17 protein-coding genes are annotated in these 15,994 nt (G+C 34.1%); 11 read left to right on the top strand and 6 right to left on the bottom strand.

Annotated features, from left to right (window positions below):
* Nucleotides 1–582: 582 nt before the first annotated feature.
* Nucleotides 583–1,437, top strand: a complete 855-nt coding sequence (locus tag RCH13_RS05700) for a hypothetical protein (RefSeq protein WP_326986266.1) — start codon at nt 583–585, stop codon at nt 1,435–1,437.
* 246 nt (nt 1,438–1,683) lie between these two features.
* On the opposite strand, the gene RCH13_RS05695 is transcribed toward RCH13_RS05700, so the two are convergent.
* Nucleotides 1,684–2,793 carry an IS91 family transposase gene (locus RCH13_RS05695; protein ID WP_326986265.1) on the bottom strand — a complete coding sequence of 370 codons (1,110 nt, stop codon included), beginning with the start codon at nt 2,791–2,793 and terminating at the stop codon, nt 1,684–1,686.
* A complete protein-coding gene (locus RCH13_RS05690; protein WP_326986264.1) occupies nt 2,777–3,628 on the bottom strand; it encodes a tyrosine-type recombinase/integrase in 852 nt (283 codons plus the stop codon). Before RCH13_RS05690 ends, RCH13_RS05695 begins: the two co-directional genes overlap by 17 nt.
* A gap of 275 nt (nt 3,629–3,903) precedes the next feature.
* Here RCH13_RS05690 and RCH13_RS05685 point away from each other — a divergent pair, with 275 nt between their 5' ends.
* Together RCH13_RS05685 and RCH13_RS05680 are read left to right on the top strand one after the other, a co-directional pair.
* Nucleotides 3,904–4,308 (top strand): hypothetical protein, encoded by a 405-nt coding sequence (locus RCH13_RS05685; protein ID WP_326986263.1) that lies wholly within the window; start codon nt 3,904–3,906, stop codon nt 4,306–4,308.
* 412 nt (nt 4,309–4,720) lie between these two features.
* The gene (locus RCH13_RS05680; RefSeq protein WP_326986262.1) at nt 4,721–5,215 is read left to right on the top strand and encodes a hypothetical protein; all 495 of its coding nucleotides are present in this window, start codon (nt 4,721–4,723) and stop codon (nt 5,213–5,215) included.
* A 221-nt stretch (nt 5,216–5,436) separates the two neighbouring features.
* Here RCH13_RS05680 and RCH13_RS05675 read toward each other — a convergent pair whose 3' ends face one another.
* Genes RCH13_RS05675 through RCH13_RS05665 form a run of 3 tightly spaced genes read right to left on the bottom strand, consistent with a single transcriptional unit; the run spans nt 5,437 to nt 6,465 of the window.
* Complete coding sequence (locus RCH13_RS05675; RefSeq protein WP_326986261.1) at nt 5,437–5,721, bottom strand: transposase; 285 nt, start codon at nt 5,719–5,721, stop codon at nt 5,437–5,439.
* Nucleotides 5,618–5,980 (bottom strand): hypothetical protein, encoded by a 363-nt coding sequence (locus RCH13_RS05670; protein ID WP_326986272.1) that lies wholly within the window; start codon nt 5,978–5,980, stop codon nt 5,618–5,620. Before RCH13_RS05670 ends, RCH13_RS05675 begins: the two co-directional genes overlap by 104 nt.
* Nucleotides 5,905–6,465: a transposase gene (locus RCH13_RS05665; protein ID WP_326986260.1), complete on the bottom strand. Its 561-nt coding sequence runs from the start codon at nt 6,463–6,465 to the stop codon at nt 5,905–5,907. The genes RCH13_RS05670 and RCH13_RS05665 overlap by 76 nt, the downstream gene beginning before the upstream one ends.
* Nucleotides 6,466–6,606: 141 nt before the next feature.
* Here RCH13_RS05665 and RCH13_RS05660 point away from each other — a divergent pair, with 141 nt between their 5' ends.
* Nucleotides 6,607–7,032, top strand: a complete 426-nt coding sequence (locus tag RCH13_RS05660; protein ID WP_326986259.1) for a hypothetical protein — start codon at nt 6,607–6,609, stop codon at nt 7,030–7,032.
* Nucleotides 7,033–7,135: 103 nt separating this feature from the next.
* On the opposite strand, the gene RCH13_RS05655 is transcribed toward RCH13_RS05660, so the two are convergent.
* On the bottom strand, nt 7,136–7,417 hold the full coding sequence (locus RCH13_RS05655) for a transposase (RefSeq protein ID WP_326986258.1): 282 nt from the start codon (nt 7,415–7,417) through the stop codon (nt 7,136–7,138).
* Between the two features lie 141 nt (nt 7,418–7,558).
* Between RCH13_RS05655 and RCH13_RS05650 the strand changes: the two genes are divergently transcribed.
* The 7 genes from RCH13_RS05650 (at nt 7,559) to RCH13_RS05620 (ending at nt 15,905) form a co-directional block, all read left to right on the top strand.
* Nucleotides 7,559–8,224, top strand: a complete 666-nt coding sequence (locus RCH13_RS05650; RefSeq protein ID WP_326986257.1) for an endonuclease/exonuclease/phosphatase family protein — start codon at nt 7,559–7,561, stop codon at nt 8,222–8,224.
* 161 nt (nt 8,225–8,385) lie between these two features.
* On the top strand, nt 8,386–8,961 hold the full coding sequence (locus RCH13_RS05645) for a hypothetical protein (RefSeq protein ID WP_326986256.1): 576 nt from the start codon (nt 8,386–8,388) through the stop codon (nt 8,959–8,961).
* 164 nt (nt 8,962–9,125) lie between these two features.
* Nucleotides 9,126–9,707: a tetratricopeptide repeat protein gene (locus tag RCH13_RS05640; RefSeq protein ID WP_326986255.1), complete on the top strand. Its 582-nt coding sequence runs from the start codon at nt 9,126–9,128 to the stop codon at nt 9,705–9,707.
* Between the two features lie 423 nt (nt 9,708–10,130).
* Complete coding sequence (locus RCH13_RS05635) at nt 10,131–12,836, top strand: phosphoenolpyruvate carboxylase (protein ID WP_326986254.1); 2,706 nt, start codon at nt 10,131–10,133, stop codon at nt 12,834–12,836.
* A gap of 256 nt (nt 12,837–13,092) precedes the next feature.
* Entirely contained in the window at nt 13,093–13,491 is a 399-nt protein-coding gene (locus tag RCH13_RS05630; protein ID WP_326986253.1) for a hypothetical protein, read from the top strand.
* Between the two features lies 1 nt (nt 13,492).
* Nucleotides 13,493–14,632, top strand: a complete 1,140-nt coding sequence (locus tag RCH13_RS05625) for an FAD-dependent monooxygenase (RefSeq protein WP_326986252.1) — start codon at nt 13,493–13,495, stop codon at nt 14,630–14,632.
* Nucleotides 14,633–14,840: 208 nt separating this feature from the next.
* Nucleotides 14,841–15,905: a ligand-binding sensor domain-containing protein gene (locus tag RCH13_RS05620; protein ID WP_326986251.1), complete on the top strand. Its 1,065-nt coding sequence runs from the start codon at nt 14,841–14,843 to the stop codon at nt 15,903–15,905.
* The last annotated feature ends 89 nt before the right edge of the window (nt 15,906–15,994 follow it).

The following is a 15,994-nucleotide window of genomic DNA, read 5'->3' as shown; positions in this document are numbered from 1 at the left end:
CCTCCGATTTATTCATCGGCTCGTTGCTCCTAAGTACTACGACTTCTGCTGACTTCTCTATGATACCAACTCGTGGTTATAGAGACCTCCCCAGGTAATGGCATCTTCTTTCACTCAATTCCTGCCGTATCTACATCTATGCATTTTTGTAATCTTAGGGCGTTACAATGATGTGATTGCTTACCCATGCATAAATGCCTCTTATACGGTTCCTATTCGTCAGTACCGAGTTTTGTAGTCTCGCTTTATTCATTCTTTTTTATTTTATTTAAGGTATTCATGAATGCTTTGCATTCCTTCAGATGTAACCTCACGGATACCACCCTTGCGACTTACTAATGGTTCAAGGCGTTACCCTCGCCCATAAGGGATTTGCACCCTCTAGATTAATTTCCTACTTTCGTAGGAGAAAGATGCCCATGCTGGGCACACACATGGTATTTATACAAGCGGGTCTGAAGTTTTCATCGAAGATTTTAGCAATTAATTAAGTTTTTCGCAAGTATAAATTTTTCGTATTTTTATCCCGCCTGCATAAATACCCAACCGTTAGCAGAAAGTTTAACCAAAATCGTGTCATAAATGAAAAATCTTTACATTTTTATTTTACTTTTAATTTCAATTTTTTCATTTTCTCAAGTTCAAGTTAAAGGATATTATCGAAAAAATGGAACGTATGTCAGACCACACGTTCGAACTGCACCAAATTCAACAGTTACAGATAATTATAGTTATCAGAGTAATAACTACTCATCAAATCGAACATCGAGTACGCCATCAACTTATAATTATTATAATTCTTCTACAAATTCAAATTCTGAAAAAATTTGGGTTAATGGTTATTATAGAAAAGACGGCACCTATGTTAGTGGATATTACAGAAATAGAAATAAACCCACTTCAAATAATTACTCTTCGTCAAATTCAAATACAGCAAAAAAGTATACTTCAAATAATTACACAGGAACAAAAAAGTATATAAATACTACGAAAGTAAATTTTAGAAGAACCCCCGACCTTTCAGATAATATTATTGGTGAATTAGAATATAACGACGAAATTATTTCTATTTCTACACTTGGCTATTGGGAAAATGTAAATGTAAAAAGATACGATTCTGAAACTAAAAGTTATGTGACTTTTAATGGATATATAAATAGTAGATATTTAAGCAATTTTTCACAACCAACTATTGATATTAATAATTTTGAAACCACTAATGTTGTCAAAAATTCTAAAAATTTTACTGTAATTTCTAATAAAACATATTTTCATTCTACGCCAGATATAAAAAATGAAAAAACTGCATATTTAGTATATGGTGAAAAAATCTATGGCATAGCGGAATCAAAATATTTTGTCTACACTGAATTTGTAAACTCTTCCGGAATTAAAACAGTTGGTTGGATATTAAAAGATGACCTGCTTAAAGACTAAAAACCTTCTGCTAATAACTAAGCTTTCGTTTTGTCTGAAAGACAAGAAATGAAAGCCTGTTGAACGGAACCTCCGGTGGCTTTTCCTCCCCACTTGGTAACCTTATGGAGTTATCGATTTTAGAATTTAGGATATTAGAGCAGTTTTTTAGAAGGACTGCTTTTTTTAGGAACTGATGTGAGGTTTTTTGAATCACTCACAGGCTTTTTTTGACTTTCAGGATACAAAATCCCTTACCCACAAAATTTATTTTACAGACAAAGGTTGGGTGACGAAAAGAAAATCCTGTGGCGGTCCACGCTGTCCGAAAAGCGCGATGGTGATTAAGTTTCCTTCCTTACAACACCGACATTTTTTAAGCAAAGTTTTCAGTTTTACCTCTGTAATCTGAATTTTTAATTCTGATTGTAAACTTTGTAGTTTCCCACGCTTCCAGGAGCTGCTCAAAATCCCGTAATGTCTTATCCGCACAAATCTTCGAGGTAAAATATGCATCGAAAAACGCCGAATAAATTCAGTATTCGATAAAGTCATTTCCTTTTTTTGACCTTCTTTGCGATAATCTTTGTACCCAAAACGAACTTCATTTTCAGTAACTTCTTTTATTCGATGATTGCTAATCGCAACTTTGTGCGTGTATCTTCCCAAATATTCAATGACCTGTTTCGGTCCACCAAAAGGTCTTTTCGCATAAACGACCCAGTTTTTAGTGAAGAGTTTATCCATTAAATCAGAATCTTTAATTCCGGAAGCTCTTAATGAAGCCACAAACTTTGCCCGAAAAACTTTGCTCATCGCTTTTACACAAAAGAGATATTTATCGGTTCTTACTTTCCTTTTCCACTTTCCATTTTGATCAATTCCACCGCCTGGAACAATGCAGTGTAAATGAGGATGCAGACTTAAATTCTGTCCCCAAGTATGCAAAATCGCAATCATTCCCAATTGCATCTGTTCTGTTTTACCGAACTGATTTAAGGTTACCCAAGCTGCTTCAAATAAGGTTTTGTACAATAATGCCGGTTGAGAGATTGCCAAACCATTCAGCTCCTCGGGTAAAGTAAAAACCACGTGGTAATAACTGCAAGGCAATAATTCCGCTTCTCGTTTCTGAATCCATTCTTCTTTTTTATGACCTTGACATTGCGGACAATGCCGATTTCTACAGGAGTTGTAACTGATGGAAAGATTTCCACAACCATCACATGCATCAATATGACCACCCAAGGCAGAAGTGCGGCAATACGACAAAGCGCGAAGCGTTTTTTCCTGATGAACCGTAAAATTCTGAGCCGATAAATTGATTTTACGAAGGACTTCTGCTACACTTCCGCCCGACTTATTTCGCGTTTCCATTTTTGCTACACAAAGTAAAAACGGTATCTAAAGGACTGTGCGGTTTTTGATCCGACAACTGGCAGACATGAAGATATTCCATGGTACTTTCGATCCGCTCATGACCCAGAAGTTTCTGCACCATAATGATGGAAACGCCATCTTCCAATAAATGCGTCGCAAAGCTATGTCGCAAAGTATGCGTATGAACTACTTTGGTGATTCCGGCTTTTTTGCTCACCGTTTTGATGACCCATTGAACACCGCGCTGGCTGTAACGAGAATCAAAATCTTTGGTGTGCGGAGTCGAAGCACCTGTGCTGAGCGAAGTCGAAGTATCAATCTCTTCAATATTTCTGTTTTGATTTCCATTAAATAAATATTGATCTGGATTTTCCACTGAAATAAAGGTTTTTAGTCCCCGAATTAAATGCTCGGATAATGGAACATAACGGTCTTTTTGCCCTTTACCCTGAACAACGTGCAACATTTGTCGGTCAAAATCAAGGTGATGAAGTTCGATATTCCTGACTTCCATACATCGAAGTCCACAACCGTAAATCAAACCAATTAGCAGTTTATGTTTCAGCAATTGGGCAGTCTGAAGCATCCGCCAAATTTCCTGCCGACTTAAAATAGTGGGCAGCTTTTTGCGCTGTTGAAGTTCGAAGAGATAATCCTTGACCTGCTCGGGATCCAGTTCCGTGGGTAAAGTTTTAAAATGCAGTGCTATTGCTGCTACATGCCTGGAATAATTATCAAAGGTTCTGGGACTTTTTCCCTGGATTGAAATATTTCTTTCGAAACGTTGTATCAATTCTGAAAAACCATTAACTTCGCTTGAAGCGCGATTCAAAATTTTGTTCGTCCTTAAATCCTCCGGAGATTTTTTTTTGTAGCCATTTTAGAGATTTTATTTTTGGTTGAATAAAAACAAAGTTAATAAAACAGCCTCAGGAAAAGCTACCGGAGGTTTAGTTCAACATCGGTTTGGCAATATGGCGGGTTTAGTGCTAAATTCAAGTTCAGTGCTGGCAGACAGTTTAGTGTTCCAAATCCGCCACTTCCGTTGTGAGCAATGTTTTGAGGAATGCAACGCATATTGCCAAAGTCAATGATAAAAAAATAAATATGAAATCTGTATTATTCTTAATTTTAATTTTAATCTCTAATAACATTTTTTCTCAAAATAATGATCCGATACGATCATCTATTGGACCTGAAAAGTTTGACAAGCTGAAAGCCGATTTCGAAATATTAAGCAAAACAGATTTCTACAAGGATTTAGAAGATACTAAAATATTGTACATGAGCAAAGTTCAATTTGTGCCGACTGAAGCAAACAAAACTGATGAAAAATTTGCAAAATGGATTACGGAAAATATAATAACCACAAAATTCGAAACTGTTGAAGAGGCATTAATTTTAAGACAAAAATTAAACAAACTCGAAGAACAGCTGAAAAAAAAACATCCTGATATTTATGATCTAATGAAAAGGATAAATGTCGAGCAAAGAACTGAAATAAAAAACTAACACTGCTCACAATAACTAAGCTTTCGTTTTGTCTGAAAGACAAGAAATGAAAGCCCGTTGAACCCTTCGGCGTTGCTCAGGATAAACTGCACCTCCGATAGCTTTTCCTCCAAAGTTGGTCACCTTATGGAGTTTTCGAACTGAATTATCTTCAGAAATCTTCTAAACTCGTAAAAACCATTTGATTGCGGGCGATTCCGGTGATGTGTTGCATCATTAAATATACGAATTTACTCCCTTATTATTGATAATAATTTAGCTATTTTTGAAAGTAATAAACGGAGGTTTTTTCACGGACTGCCGTTAGCACCAATTATAAAAAGACAGAAAACTAAACATCACGACAAATTTGAAACGGACGAGAATAACATACAATTGGGCGAGAGATACTATTTATACTTTAACTTGGACTTTGATTGTTACGACTTTATTTGTTATAGTTTTGCAAACAATAATACATCCAGGAGAATCTATGATTAAACCTTGGTTAGAAATTAATGGACTATTTGTTCCGATAATTACTTTTTTCATTGGACTAAGACCTGTTTTAAGTTTATTTACTCTTCCTGACACATTGTTTTTGAACGAAGGCGGACAACTTACTATAAGAAACGGAGACATTATAAAAACAGACAACATCAAATCACTTGAGATTAACCAAGTAGGCTTTGGACAAGGACATTTGGTATATTATGAATTGACCTTTTTTGAAAAACCTATAAGTTGGAATAATAGAAAAAGGAGTTCTCTTATTTTAACCGAGCGTTATAATATTAAATACATTTTTCAGACAAGGACAGACTTTATTGACAAGTTAATTGATTTAGGGTTAAGTGAAAAAGCAATACAATGGAAGCAAGGAAAGACAAAACATTTATTTGGAATAAGAGACAGATTTCAAAAATAACTGGTGCTAACATGCGTTTGGCAAAAAAGCGGGTTCAGTGCTTAAATGAAGCTTTGTACTTCGTATCAAGTTCATTGCTGGCAGACAGTTTAGTACTTCGAAATCCGCTTCTTCGCCAAGCGCCAAAACGTCAGGCTGTGAAAAAACTCAACTTCTCAATATTTTTCTAAGAAAATCAGTCTTCCAACCCTCAATAAACACGTTTTAAGACCAGCTGTTTTTTAGGCTGCAATTGATAATCTAGTTTCTAAAGTAGCGATATAATGCTTAAAACACGTCACTTTAAAAACAAAACACACCTTCGCTTTGTAAGGTGATTTCCAGTTCTTCAATTTGGCAATTAATTCCGCAACGCCCAGAATGTTCATCGCACGTTTGATGTTGTACACCAACATTATCAAACTATGTTCGCCATTTACTTTCTCCAATCCCGTTAAATTCGTATGGTTGTAACCCCATTGCCTCTTGATAGTCCCGAAGATATGTTCGTTGATTATATTGAGCATCAACAGCTGCCTGAATATTATAACTCACTTCCACAACTTGCCCCTGAACCAGTAAAGCTCTGGAATCTTCATCAGTAGTGCTGATTTGAGGTTCGCCACTCGCTTTTAATTTTTCTTCCAAGACTTCGTAGCGGAGTTTATTTTTCTTTAATCTTTCGATCTTTTCCTGAATTTTAGTGATTGTTACGCTGTTTTCTTTTTCATCATTCTGAGCCAGTTCATCCAGGTATTGTTGCGTTTTCTCCTCAATGTAAGCCAAGTGTTTATCAATTTTCTTTTGATTAAATTAGCTTTCTTACTGTTGTGAGCTCTGCTTTTAGTACCGTCAATGGCGATGGTTTCTCCAGCAATTAGATCTGCATCTTTCAAAAAAGAAACAAAAACTTTGAACAGCTTTTTTAAGCCCGCAGGATTGTTTTTTCTAAAATCAGAAATGCTGTGGTAATTGGGTACAAGTCCAAATAAAAGCCATTGTAATTCAATATTTCTAATGCACTCTCTTTCGAGTTTCCGGGAACTTCGAAGACCATTGAGGTAACCATACAAATAGATTTTGAGAAATATTTGCGTATTAAAACTCGGTCGTCCTTCCGTTTTGAGCGTTTGCAGTACAAAACCTAATACTTTTAAATCAATATTCTCCACAAAAGCATCTACAAAGCGAACTGAATTATCTTCGGAAATCGAATCTTCTAAACTCGTAAAAACCATTTGATTGCGGGGGATTCCGGTGATGTGTTGCATTTTTAAATATACGAATTTACTCCCTTATTATTGAAATAATTTAGCTATTTTTGAATGTAATAAACGGAGGTTTTTTCACAACTTGTCCCGCCCAAGCGGGAGACTGACGTTGGGCGACATTTTATCTAAAAACCGTAAAGAATGAAACAAATTAAGATTATTATTTCAATATTTTGTTTACTAACCTTAATTGCTTGTCCAGCATCTCATTTTCACGACTATGAATACATAGGTAAATCTGAATCAAAGAAATTAAATAATGAAATAAAACCTAGCCAAATTAAATGTGGATATTTGAGTCGTTTTATTGAAGGCAAAGAACAAGTTTTATTGGTCAGAATAAATTCAATTGCCGATAATAGTATTCAAGGAGTTACTTCAAAACAAATTGGAAATTTGAATAAAGTCGAACCTTCTAAATTTAACGGATTAAATATGGATTCTTTAACAGTATTTAAAAAAGATTTTAAAATAAAAAATGAAACGAAGATTTTGAAAATGTTGAAAAATGACACTATTATTATAGAATTCAAAAATGGAATGAAATATTACTTTCAAAAAAAATAAAAAACGTCGCGTAATAACTAAGCTTTCGTTTTGTCTGAAAGACAAGAAATGAAAGCCATTGCAGTTCAATATTGCGAACACATTACTCATCAATATTTATTTTTTATTTGTATTCGTGAATTACGCTTTGCTCCATTTCTTTTTCGAGTTTTCGGGAACTTCGAAGACCATTGAGGTAACCATACAAATAGATTTTGAGAAACGTTTGCGTATTAAAACTCAGTCGTCCTTCCGTTTTGAGCGTTTGCAGTACAAAACCTAATGCTTTTAAATCGATATTCTCCACAAAAGCATCTACAAATCGAACTGAATTATCTTCAGAAATCGAATCTTCTAAACTCGTAAAAACCATTTGATTGCGGGCGATTCCGGTGATGTGTTGCATTATTAAATATACGAATTTGCTTCCGTATTATTGAAATAAATTCGCTATTTTTGAAAGTAATAAACGGAGGTTTTTTCACAACTTGTCCCGCCCAAGCGGGAGACTGACGTTGGCAACAAGCTAAACAAAATCCCGAAAACATTGAAAATAGGAAATTGGAATATTGAACGTCTCAAAAAAATTAAAGAAAAAGACGCAATATTGAACGAAATAAATTTGCGGAATTTTGACATTTTGGTTTTAACAGAATATGACGAAAGAATTAAACCAAAAGGTTTTAATTATCAAATCTCAACCGAAAGTTTAATGAATGTAAATACGGACAATTATAAAAAAACGGAAAGAAGAACAACAATATTTTCTAAATATCCAATTTTAAACCAACTTGAAACTTTTGACAAATACACAGCTTGTTGTGCTGAACTTAAAACTGAATATGGGGATTTAGTTGTTTACGGAACAATATTTGGAATTTATGGAAATAGAAATGAGAATTTTAAACTAGATTTAAAAAGACAAATATTAGATTTTAAGAAAATAACCCGTGAAAAAAATATTTGTATTGTCGGAGACTATAATCAAACATTCTCAGACAATTATTATTATACAAAATTTGGAAGAGAAACAATAAATGAAAATTTTAAAGCACTTCAAATAAAGAATTTGACAGCGGAATTGAGCGAAAATATAGACCACATTTCGATAAGTGAGAATTTTATTGGAGAAACTGAATTAAAAATTGAAACGTGGAATATGGATAAAAAATTATCTGACCACATTGGAGTTTCGATTACGATTGAAAATTAAGAAAGTGGAATAAAGCCAGTTGCCAACACCGTGTATAAAAAATTGCTATATTGGTGCTTAATCAAAGTTAGTTGCTTTTTTATATACTTTGGTTTTCCGTTGGAAAATCCTCGCACACAAAAACGCAACTTTCAATACACATCAACGTTAGCAGAAATATTATGAAAATCACGTTGTTAAATTTGTTTGCTATTCTGTCAATATTATCGTGTTCGCAAAAACATATTGAACCAGATTTAATCAAACTTGACTTAAAGGATGGAAATTACTTACCTGAAATAGAGTTGATTTTTAATTTATCTGGAAAATACGTAATTTTAAAATCGATTGAAGTTGGAAAAGTGTTGCCACCTCCTTTAGATGAAAATGATTTCAGATCAGACCACAATTTTATAGACAAGAATAGAAGCCTTGTTGATTCAATAAAAAAAATTACTGCAATACAAACAATGGTAATTTCTTTAAACAAAAAAGAAATAACATCTATTCAAGATAATCTTAAAGATTTTGATTCTTTGGATTTTAAAAGTTCTCGCCGATATAATTATGGCTTCGAAAGTGAAATGTTTCTTTTATACAGTTTAAAAAAATACTACACAATTAATCTTGAGAAACCAACCGCAAGACAAAAAAAACTCATCGAGCAATTAATCAATATTGTGATGAACAACAAAAATATAACTGAAAGTAATATAATTGTGCTCGATTTATTAAAAAAAAGAATGAAATACCTCTAAAAATTACTTCTGCTAACATATTTTATGAGCGGTTCAACTTCCTATCATCAAAATTTTTGCTAATTGTTCAATTTGTTATATTTACAAAGACTTGTTATAAAAAGTCCCCGCCAACAGAAATACCCAACCGTTATGCGACATTTTAACCAACACTTTTTTCCAAGATGAAATCCCCTCATTATTTAATTATAGTTCTTATTTTCTTTACATCATGTAAATCTGATAAAATTTCTGAAAAATCGATTGAACTAAATAATAAAGCGATAAATGCCATTAGTGTGGAACAATATTCAGAAGCATTAAAATATTCTGAACAAGCAATTAAAGCAGATGAAAAAAATTATAACGCTTATACCATAAAAGCACAAATGCTTATGAAGCAAAATAATTTAAATGAAGCCGAAAAAACAATTCAAAAACAATTGGAAATAAAACCAGATTTCGCGGAAGGTTGGACATTTAAAGGATTGATTAATGATTTAAATGGAAATCATAAACTGGCAAACCAAGATTATCAAAAAAGCATTGAATTATTTAAAGAAAGAAATCTAAATAAAGAATTTAATCCTCAATTAAATGATACGAATATCTATTTGTCATTGTTACTAATTGGTGATTCAAAAAGCCAAATAGAAATGAAAAAATTAGAAAGTAAGTGGAAAATTAATAAATCCGCTTATGAAACAATGATTTCAGTAAAAAAAATGGGCAAAAAGGAATTAATTAGCCAAATGTTAATCGACTAAAAAAACGCCGCAAATAACTAAGCTTTAGTTTTGTCTGAATACAAGAAATGAAAGCCCGTTAAACCCTTCAGCTACGCTCAGGATAAACTGCACCTGTGGTAGCTTTTCCTCCAAAGTTGGTCACCTTATGGACTTATCGATATTAGAATTTAAGATATCAAAGCAGTTTTTTAGAATTACTGCTTTTTTTGGGACCTGAAGTGAGCTAATTGCATTTATTTTTTAGGGAAAATTTACATTTCATAAGTCCGCTTCTTCACCAAGCACTCTGACGTTGAAAAATGGGTTGACAAAAATCAGGAGCTGATTGAAAAACAATTGTTTTAACTAATTTTGTGGGAAACTTATTTAAAACTAATAAACCTTCGGCTAAAAAGCTTTCAATCATCTTAAAAAATTGATCTACTTATACCATCTAAAAATATGAACACCAAAGAAAACCCCTTTCAGAAAATCTCTGATGACAGAATATTTATCATTGATTGCTATACAGAGATGTTAACCCGGATTAACGAACCAGAAATCATTTCCCTAATAAATAATACTTCACAAGAATTCGCATTAGAGGAAAATAACATTTCCAGCGAAAAAATATTTCAATCGTTTAGTATGTATTTTCAACTGATGACTTTGGTTGAAGAAAATGCAGCGACCCAATACCGCAGAAAAATGGTAAACCAGGAAGATTTTACCTCAATTAGAGGTTCTTGGGCAGAAGCATTTAAAATATGGAAAAATGATGCTGTAGGTGAAGATGATATGCTGAAAACTATTTCCAGAACTACCGTAATTCCTGTGCTCACGGCACATCCTACAGAAGCAAAAAGAGTAACTGTTATTGAAATTCATCGGGAATTGTATTTGCTTTTGGTGCAAAGGGAAAATACTTCTTTGAGCAAAGTGGAACAAAATATTATTACGGAAAAAATCATTAATCTGCTGGAAAGATGGTGGAGAACCGGAGAAATTTATTTACAAAAACCCGACATTAAAGACGAAAGAGCGAATGTTATTCATTATTTGGGCAAAGTTTTTCCTACTGTATTAAAAAAGAGCGATGAGCAATTAAAAAGCTCCTGGATCGAACTAGGATTAAATCCTGCTAAAATAAAAAACCCAGATTTATTTCCAAAAATAAATTTCGGCAGTTGGGTCGGTGGTGATAGAGACGGGCATCCATTTGTAACACCAGCAGTTACACAAGAAACTTTACTCCTACACAGAAAAACAGCGCTACAGCTTATCAAAGATCAGTTATTGCAATTAATAGTCAAACTTTCGGTTTCGGCCATTACTAATCCTGTCCCCTTTTTACTCTCCGAAGCCATCGAAAAAAAATCGGCGGCATTAGGTGAATCAGGACTAAAAGCAGTACACAGAAATCCTTATGAACCCTGGAGACAATATGCAAGTTTACTATTGGTGCAACTGGAAAACACGATATCTGAAAAATTTGCAGATTCTAATTCCTATTATAAGTCGAGTACAATTTTAGAAGATGATTTAAAATTATTGAGAGAGATCTTAACACAAAACGGTTTAAAAGGACTTGCAGAAGACCTGCTTTTTCCAGTTGAAAGAACGGTACAATGCTTCGGGTTTCATTTGGCGAAATTAGATATCAGACAAAATAGTGCTTTTCATGATAAAGCAATTGCTCAGATCTTGAAAACCCTTGGTGAAAAAGATCATGATTTTGAAAACTGGAGTGAAGATAAGCGCGTCAATTTTTTGAATACGTTATTAGCCAGCAATTCACTCATCACAGATGTTACCGTTTCTTATGGCACAGAAGCAGATAATGTCTTGGATTGTTACAGAGTAGTTCGTCAGCATATTAATCAATACGGTTCTGATGGAATAGGGTCATTTATTATAAGTATGACGAGAAATCTTAGCGATTTATTGGTGGTTTATTTGCTGATGAGAGAAACGCAGTTGCTAAATACCAAAATAAGAGTTGTACCCTTATTAGAAACCATTCAAGATCTGCTTAATGGTCCAGAAATTTTAAAAAAATTCTTGCAACATTCAGTTACAACAGAGAGAACCGGACAATTATCCCACAAGCAAGAAGTAATGTTAGGTTACAGCGACAGCAATAAAGACGGAGGAACCATTGCCAGCAAATGGAATGTGCATAAAGCAGAAAAAGAACTGACCGCTGTAGGAAAACAACAGGATACAGAAATTTACTTCTTCCACGGAACTGGTGGCACCATTAGTAGAGGTGGTGGTAAATATCACCGCTTTTTAGAGAGTATGCCAGAAAATACAATGAGCGGAACCATTAAAATTACAGTGCAGGGAGAATCTGTGGCACAACTATTCGGAAATCCACTTACTGCAACCTACAATCTTAATGCACTTTCTTCTGGTGTTGCAAGACAAATAATTAATAAAGCAGCCAATGCTCCCGAAATAGTTTTTCCAGTAGAAACGATGGAATTTTTAGCTCAAAAATCATTTGAGCATTATAGAAATCTAATAGAAACACCTGGTTTTATCAATTTTTACAGCAAAGCAACTTGCATTGATGTTTTAGAGAAAAGCAAAATAGGATCAAGACCTGCAAGAAGAACCGGCACCCGAACATTAAATGATTTAAGGGCAATACCTTGGGTATTTAGTTGGAATCTTTCCAGAATAGCGATAACAGGATGGTATGGTCTAGGTGAAGCATTGAAAGTGTTAAAAACTGAAAGACCAGAAGAATACGACAATTTAAAGAAATCTATACAAAATTGGAGTTTCTTAAAGTTTTTAATTATACAAGTGGAAACTAACCTGATCCTCTCTAATGTTGAGATCATGAAACAATATGCCACTTTGGATGAGGACGTAGCTGAAAGAGATTTGTTTCTGCGTAAAATACTTACCGATCACCAAAATGGCCTGGAATTGATTGAAGGTCTTTTTGATGAACCAAAAGCCATCAGAAGAAATGGGCAATTCGACAATCTGAAATGGCGTAATGAGAAGCTGAAAATTCTGCATCAATTACATATCAATTATCTGAAACAATGGAGAAGTATAGAAGATGAAAACAGCAGGGAAAAAGACGAGCTATTAACAAAGTTACTTGGATTGATAAACTCCTTATCAAGCGGATTAAAAAGCACAGGATAAGATTTATTCTACTATTTCTTTAATTATTAAAATATCGTGGAAAACATACTATTATCGGACATAAAAATTGCTAATTCAAAATGACCAATTAAAAACACATCGTGCAACAGCACCTACAAAAAATTGGCGGTTCAGTGCTTAAATGAAGCTTTGTGCTTCGTTTCAAGTTTTGTGGTAGCAGACAGTTTTGTGCTTCGAAATCGCCAACTTCTTGTAGCTGCAAACTGTTGGCTGTCAGCTTAAAAAAACTCATCCGATGACAGAATTTATTTTTAAAGTAAAAAAAGACATCATTACCATTAAGAAACAATTGACCAATGTTGAAAATTTTGTGAATTTTCATCCACTTATTTACAAAATAACGGATTTAGGCGGGAATAAATATATGGTTTTCGAGAGAATAAAGATGGATACTATACCATATCGTTTTACTTATAAGGCTATTATCACTGACGAAAAAGATTCTGTAAATGTAGTTGCTACGTTTATGGGATTGACTACAATTTCAATGTTTTTTACTTTTCAAGAAGAGGATAAATTTACTGTTATTAAGGAAAGGCTAGTTGTAAAATCACCATTTCCAACCACGAATTATATGAATAGATTAATCGAAAAACAGCATAAAACGATGTTTAATAATATTGAATTAATATAAAATGCAGAGCAAAAAACAAATTGCCATTATTGGAGGTGGCATTGCAGGTCTAACATTCGCTCGTTGTTTGACAACACAAGAATATGACATCCATATCTTTGAGAAAAAAGAACGTTTTGAAGAGATTGGAGCTGCGATAAGTATTTTTCCAAATGCCCTTTGCGTAATGGATAAATTACAGTTACTGCAAAAAATTATAGAAAGTAGTGGGCAGATTAAGCAGGTTTATTTAAAAACTAACAAAGGAAAAATACTTAGTAAATCGGAACCTAAAAGTGATTATCCAGTAATTTGCATTCACAGAGCAGACTTACACGGAATTCTTTTAGAAAATATTGATGCTAATCTTTACAATAATTATGCTTTAAAAAATATCTCTCACTTAGATAACGGACAAATTTCCATTCAATTTGAAAATGGAGAAAACAGAATATTTGATGCTGTGATAGGTTCAGACGGAATACATTCAGCAGTCAGGAAACATATCATTAATGATGGCCCACCTATATTTAGAGGATACAATATTTGGCGTGGTGTAGTAAAAACAAACTTTGAAATAGGATATGGCAGCGAAACTTATGGAAAAGGACAACGAGTAGGAATAGTTCCAATAAAAAATGGTGTTTATGGTTGGTGGGCAACTTCGAATGAAAACTATATGCAAGATGACAGCCCCGAAGGCACAAAAGAAAAATTAAGCCGTTTATTTGGCGATTGGCATTCCCCAATTCCTGAACTAATAAAAAACACGGAAACCATTTTAAAAAATAGCTTAACAGATAGAAAGCCACACAAAGGATGGACAAAGGGGAATGTAACACTACTTGGCGATGCAGCTCATCCAACTACTCCGAATCTGGGGCAAGGTGGATGCGTAGCAGTGGAGGGAGCTTATATTTTAGCCACATCAATTCAAAAATATGGTCTAACTGACAAATCATTTGAAAGGTATGAAGAATTGCAGTTTCCACGTTCTGAAAACATTGTAAACGAAAGTTTAAAATTCGGCAAAATGGGTCAACTAACCAACCCCATCCTAATTGGATTAAGAAACTTTGCAATTTGGGCAATACCTTCAAGGGTGGCAATGAAAATGATAGACAAATATTTTTCATACCGAGTTACAAACCTTGAAATATAAAAGCCGAACTGCTAACAGCACCTACAAAAAATTGGCGGTTCAGTGATTCGTATGACAGTTATGTGGTTCAACAAACATTAGTGCTTCTTATGAACATTTATGGTAAAAATTGCCAACTTCTTGTAGCTGCAAAACGGTAGCGGTCATTGCCGCGCAACGCAGGAGCAACCGACCAATAGATAACAAAACCACAAAGATAATTTGAACAATGAAAAAAAAATTCTTACAAATGCAATTTTTTACTTTCCTGACAATACTACTTTTTGGGACTGCCTGCAACGGACCAGTTAAAGAAGATTTGCCAAAAGAAAAGGAACATCCAAAACTTATAAAAACTATTGGCAACCCTCGATATGGCAGTATTAATTGTAGTATGCAAGACAAAGCAGGTAACCTTTGGTTTGGAACAACAGAAAATGGTCTTTATAAATATGACGGAAAATCGTTTCGTCAATTTTTGGTAGCCGATGGTTTAAACAGTAATTCTATCAACGACATCTTGGAAGACAAAGATGGTAAGATTTGGATTGGCACTAAAGATGGAGTTTGTCTTTACGATGGTAAAACATTTGCTAAAATCCAGATTACTTTACCTAAAAATCTACCGCCGAACAAAAATAAGTTTTATCAAACGCATAGTGTGTCTGATATTATGCAGGATAAAGCGGGAAAACTATGGTTCGTAACAATAGACGGTGTTTATGTTTATGACGGCAAAACCTTTACACTGTTTCTAATTAATGAGGCAGCAAATGGCTTTTTAACCAGTAATGATAAGGTGGAACGTATTTTAGAAGATAACGCTGGTAACATTTGGTTTGGAGGACGAACCAACGAAGGTGTGTATCGTTACGATGGAAAATCTATAACCAACCTCAAACTAAAGGATTTATTTCAAGATGGACCAAAGCCAAAAGCTCATAATTGGGGCTGGCCTCAATTGCAAGACGAAGATGGGAATATTTGGTTCAGCAATTGGGGAGGTGCTTACCGATATGATGGCAAATCATTTACAATTTTTACCTTATCAGGCGGAGTTATGCGAATTATAGAAGACAAAAAGGGAAACCTTTGGTTAGGTGGTGATGGTGGCCTTCGCCGTTACGATGGTAAATCTTTCTCTCGTTTTACAACGAAAGATGGACTAGCCACACCTTGGCTTTGGTCTATTTTGGAAGATAAAACTGGAAATATTTGGATAGGTACGAGAGAAACAGGTCTTTACCTTTACGATGGAAAAACATTTATTACTTATTCGGAATTTAAACACTAAACTACAACGAAATAACAAACAAAATTTGTAACAAGAGACAAAAGTGAACAAAAGCAACGAACCGCTAACAGCACCTACAAAAAATTGGC

It is taken from the genome of Chryseobacterium sp. MP_3.2 (assembly GCF_035984805.1).
Taxonomy (GTDB): Bacteria; Bacteroidota; Bacteroidia; order Flavobacteriales; family Weeksellaceae; genus Kaistella.
This window is presented reverse-complemented; position numbering and strand designations above follow the sequence as displayed.

Bases quoted from the DNA above. Each gene is read 5' to 3' on its own strand.
- RCH13_RS05700 (WP_326986266.1), top strand. From the start codon at position 583: ATGAAAAATCTTTACATTTTTATTTTACTTTTAATTTCAATTTTTTCA.
- RCH13_RS05695 (WP_326986265.1), bottom strand. From the start codon at position 2,793: ATGGAAACGCGAAATAAGTCGGGCGGAAGTGTAGCAGAAGTCCTTCGT.
- RCH13_RS05685 (WP_326986263.1), top strand. From the start codon at position 3,904: ATGAAATCTGTATTATTCTTAATTTTAATTTTAATCTCTAATAACATT.
- RCH13_RS05675 (WP_326986261.1), bottom strand. From the start codon at position 5,721: ATGCTCAATATAATCAACGAACATATCTTCGGGACTATCAAGAGGCAA.
- RCH13_RS05665 (WP_326986260.1), bottom strand. From the start codon at position 6,465: ATGCAACACATCACCGGAATCCCCCGCAATCAAATGGTTTTTACGAGT.
- RCH13_RS05660 (WP_326986259.1), top strand. From the start codon at position 6,607: ATGAAACAAATTAAGATTATTATTTCAATATTTTGTTTACTAACCTTA.
- RCH13_RS05655 (WP_326986258.1), bottom strand. From the start codon at position 7,417: ATGCAACACATCACCGGAATCGCCCGCAATCAAATGGTTTTTACGAGT.
- RCH13_RS05645 (WP_326986256.1), top strand. From the start codon at position 8,386: ATGAAAATCACGTTGTTAAATTTGTTTGCTATTCTGTCAATATTATCG.
- RCH13_RS05640 (WP_326986255.1), top strand. From the start codon at position 9,126: ATGAAATCCCCTCATTATTTAATTATAGTTCTTATTTTCTTTACATCA.
- RCH13_RS05635 (WP_326986254.1), top strand. From the start codon at position 10,131: ATGAACACCAAAGAAAACCCCTTTCAGAAAATCTCTGATGACAGAATA.
- RCH13_RS05630 (WP_326986253.1), top strand. From the start codon at position 13,093: ATGACAGAATTTATTTTTAAAGTAAAAAAAGACATCATTACCATTAAG.
- RCH13_RS05625 (WP_326986252.1), top strand. From the start codon at position 13,493: ATGCAGAGCAAAAAACAAATTGCCATTATTGGAGGTGGCATTGCAGGT.
- RCH13_RS05620 (WP_326986251.1), top strand. From the start codon at position 14,841: ATGAAAAAAAAATTCTTACAAATGCAATTTTTTACTTTCCTGACAATA.